General features: G+C 58.0%; 4 protein-coding genes and 1 pseudogene. All 5 read right to left on the bottom strand.

The window, feature by feature from the left end; translation table 11 throughout:
- The coding region (locus AC1DB0_RS29750; RefSeq protein WP_476758818.1) for a hypothetical protein at window positions 1–188 on the bottom strand (188 nt) is incomplete at its 3' end.
- Window positions 189–342: 154 nt separating this feature from the next.
- Window positions 343–936, bottom strand: coding sequence for a DUF6708 domain-containing protein (locus tag AC1DB0_RS29745; protein WP_476758817.1), 594 nt, complete (start codon window positions 934–936; stop codon window positions 343–345).
- A gap of 298 nt (window positions 937–1,234) precedes the next feature.
- The gene (locus AC1DB0_RS29740; RefSeq protein ID WP_476758545.1) at window positions 1,235–1,783 is read right to left on the bottom strand and encodes a DUF6708 domain-containing protein; all 549 of its coding nucleotides are present in this window, start codon (window positions 1,781–1,783) and stop codon (window positions 1,235–1,237) included.
- Window positions 1,784–2,155: 372 nt separating this feature from the next.
- Window positions 2,156–2,668 carry a DUF6708 domain-containing protein gene (locus tag AC1DB0_RS29735; protein ID WP_476758544.1) on the bottom strand — a complete coding sequence of 171 codons (513 nt, stop codon included), beginning with the start codon at window positions 2,666–2,668 and terminating at the stop codon, window positions 2,156–2,158.
- Window positions 2,669–2,985: 317 nt separating this feature from the next.
- Window positions 2,986–3,926: pseudogene (locus AC1DB0_RS29730) on the bottom strand (hypothetical protein); the annotation flags it as partial.

Raw genomic sequence — 3,926 nt, 5'->3', positions numbered from 1 at the left:
GTAGAGGTGAACCCTTCGTCGCCTCCTGCCAGCAGCCCGAAGACGATCTCGGGTGCTCCGAAAATTGCCGTGTAAGCCGTATACGGAATAGCAAAAATAAGAAGACCACGTATGCTCGAAGATCGTCGAGACAACTCCATGTATATGTCATCGACATGATTGGCCGCATCCTCGCGCAGGCTCGGCATGACCTCTGGTGGGTCATCAGGCCCTGACAAATCGCGTCGCCACCCCGCACAGGGCGGATTGAGTTTTGATCTGGTCATTGCGATTCTTTCGTCATGTCGATGCGGGCGCAGCTGTTAACGCCGTCATTGGCAGGCGCAATAGTGGCTGCTCTCATCACCATCCTTGCCCCCCGCCCTCCAACGCTCGTGAACCTCCGCTAGATCGCGACTCCCAATCCATCTCTTCTGGCCACTCCACCCGAGGTGCCCAGCGCAACGCCAGGTTGTACGCCGGCACATCGTTCGCATCGCGCGGTTCGATGTTGCAAGGCGGCAAGGCTTGCGGGCCTTGCTGCATGTAGGTGCAGACGTAGGCCCAGACGTTGTCCAGGTCTTGGTTGTAGGTGCTGAGGTGGAAGCGTTCGATGACGTCATTGGTGTTGGGTTTCACGATGGCAATCGATACGCCCCACTTGATCATCAAACCACCGCCAGAGGTGGCACCCCATTGTTMCCAGACTTCCGCGCGGACGTCGTCCCAGGGGTAGCTGGCTGTGGTGACGTACCAGCGAGTGAAGGGGTTCCACCAGACCATGTGGAAGCCGTAGACGTAGATGCGGCGGCGGGCGCGGTTGAAGCGGACGGGGAGGTCGCGGGGTGGGGAGACGTCGAAGCGATAAGCAAGATAGGCCGTCGTGGAGAGTATTCCGAAGAACAGCAGCTCTGTCACTATGGAGTCAAAGCTGAGTTCAACCCCTCCTCGACTCAAGAGAATAAGTGGTCGCCTTGCTAGAAAATATGCGCAAAGTGGCACAAACAAGAGCAACAAGCCGCGAATGTTGGACGAACGCCTCGATAGTTCCATATATATTTCATCAACATGATTGGGCGCGTCCTCCCGCAGCGTTGGCGCAACTTCGGGCGGATCATTAGGTCCCGGCAGATCGCGTTGCCATCCTGCGCAGGGCGGCTTGAGTTTTGATCTGGCCATTACGCTTCCTCGGTCATGCTGATGCGGGCTTCGCCGGTAAGACCGTCCTTGGCAGGCGCAATAGTGGCTGCTCTCATCACCATCCTTGCCCCCTGCCCTCCAACGCTCGTGAATCTCCGCTGGATCGCGACTCCAAATCCATCTCTTCTGGCCACTCCACCCGAGGCGCCCAGCGCAACGCCAGGTTGTACGCGGGCACATCGTTCGCATCGCGCGGTTCGATGTCGCAAGGCGGCAAGGCTTGCGGGCCTTGCTGCATATAGGTGCAGACGTAGGCCCAGAGGTTGTCAAGATCGTGGTTGTAGGTGCTGAGGTGAAAGCGTTCGATGACGTCATTGGTGTTGGGTTTGACGATGGCGATCGATACGCCCCACTTGATCATCAAACCGCCGCCAGAGGTGGCGCCCCATTGTTCCCAGACTTCCGCGCGGACATCGTCCCAGGGGTAGCTGGCGGTGGTGACGTACCAGCGGGTGAAGGGGTTCCACCAGACCATGTGGAAGCCGTAGACGTAGATACGGCGGCGGGCGCGGTTGAAGCGGATGGGGAGGTCGCGTGGAGGCAGGACATCAGCCTTCACAAAGAGCAAGACCGAATAGCATCCGAGCAAGAAAGTCGCGCACATCCAAATTATTAAACCTATCCAAGACTGGCTAGGTCCCGAAGTGATTGCGTGTCCTATTGCATCAGGTATACGGAAAACGAGACCAAACAGCGGAGGGCACAAGAAAACCGGTGTCAGCACGAGCAGGCCTCGCACCGCCGAGGATCGTCGAGAAAGTTCCAGATACGTGTCGTCCAGATAGTTTGGGGCGCATTCATGCAGTGCCGGAGCCACTTCCGGCGGCGCGTTCGGACCCGGAAGATCACGCTTCCAACCGGCGCATGGCGGATTGAGCTGGGGCTTGATCATGACGCGTCGTCCGTCACGCCGAGACGTGGCCGCAGCGGACAAGGTCGCCCTTGTCAGTGACAAACAACAATTCCCTCGTCAGCGTCATTGCCCCGGCCCCTCCAGCACTCGTGACCCTTCGCTAGACCTCGACTCCCAATCCATCGCTTTCGGCCACTCCACCCGAGGCGCCCAGCGCAACGCCAGGTTGTACGCGGGCACATCGTTCGCATCGCGCGGTTCGATGTCGCAAGGCGGCAAGGCTTGCGGGCCTTGCTGCATGTAGGTGCAGACGTAGGCCCAGACGTTGTCGAGGTCGTGGTTGTAGGTGCTGAGGTGAAAGCGTTCGATGACGTCATTGGTGTTGGGTTTGACGATGGCGATCGAAACGCCCCACTTGATCATCAAACCGCCGCCTGAGGTAGCGCCCCATTGTTCCCAGACTTCCGCGCGGACATCGTCCCAGGGGTAGCTGGCAGTGGTGACGTACCAGCGGGTGAAGGGATTCCACCAGACCATGTGGAAGCCGTAGACGTAGATGCGGCGACGGGCGCGGTTGAAGCGGATGGGGAGGTCGCGTGGGGGGGATACCTCGGCCAGATAAATAAATGCGGTCATCCAGACGCCAATCGCCAAGACGAACAAAGCAATCCATAGCGTCGACCAATCGCTCGCGGTGAACGCTCCGGGATGGTCCACAAGCAAACTCCAAATGATGTCAGGTACTCCGATGATGGTCGCGTAGAGCATAAAGGGGAGAAACAGCAACAACACCCCACGAATGCGGGACGACCGTCGAGACAGTTCCATGTAGACGTCATCAAGATAATTGGGCGCGTTCTCACGCAAGTTTGGAGGTGCACCAGGACGCTCATTTGGGCCGGGCAAATCGCGTTTCCATCCCGTGCAGGCCGGGCTGAGTTTAGGTTGAGCCATTACGCTTCCTCGGTCATGCTGAGGCGGGCGTAGCCGGTAAGGTCATCCTTGTCCGGCCAAAAAGTGATCTCGATCGTGGCGTTCTTTATGCCGTGCAAGGGTCCGAGCCAGTACCGACAACTCAAGACGGGAGATTCTCGGGTCGGCAAACGCTGATACTTTGGAAGTAAATATCTATAAGAATCCAATCCAGGGGCCTGCCGCATGCTGTTGTGATGCATTACCGCAAGCACTCCCTCTGAGAGTGTTGGACCTCGACGTCCACTTCTTTCCAAGCCAAAGCTCTCTAAAAGCAGCTTGAATTCGAAGCGCGACATCGTTGGGTCGAACCCTGGCAATACGATCCGATAGCCCAGTTCGATTCCCGATTCGACGCCGCCGGTTGACTTGATTTCCAGAATGTCCGCCGTTAGAAGCAAATCGGTATCCATTACCCGCTTGGCAGAATGAAAACCCAGGGTTGCGTCCATTCCTATGAACGCAGCGTTCAATGCCGAAATCGCCGCGTCCATGTGGTGCGCCGCGTCCCAACGACGTTCTCGTTCTGCTTTGCCAAAGTAGGAACGACGGGCCCACATTTCCAAACTGTCCGATTCAAGAGACTTGGCATTCTTTCCTACGGCGAATGCGACCAGCCCAAGCGCGATTCCAAGTCCCAGCGGCCCTAACAAGGCTCCGTCTATCAATATGCCAAAGATGCTCGCCGCAGCACCGAAGATTGATATGAAGCCACTCAACCTGTACTGCTTTGCCGCATCGATATCTCCCGAGGAATCTGCCCGAACCTCCGCCGCAAAACTCCCCACCCCATCCGCCACCCCTCCCAACGCCGCTATCACTCCCCCTGCCTTGATCAGCGTCTTCCCCATCCCAATCGCCCTGGCCACGGCCCCACCTTCTACCGCCGCCACCCGTCGCATGAACGGCTGTACGCACGCTC

This window comes from Achromobacter sp. 10T422, assembly GCF_056394065.1.
This window is presented reverse-complemented; position numbering and strand designations above follow the sequence as displayed.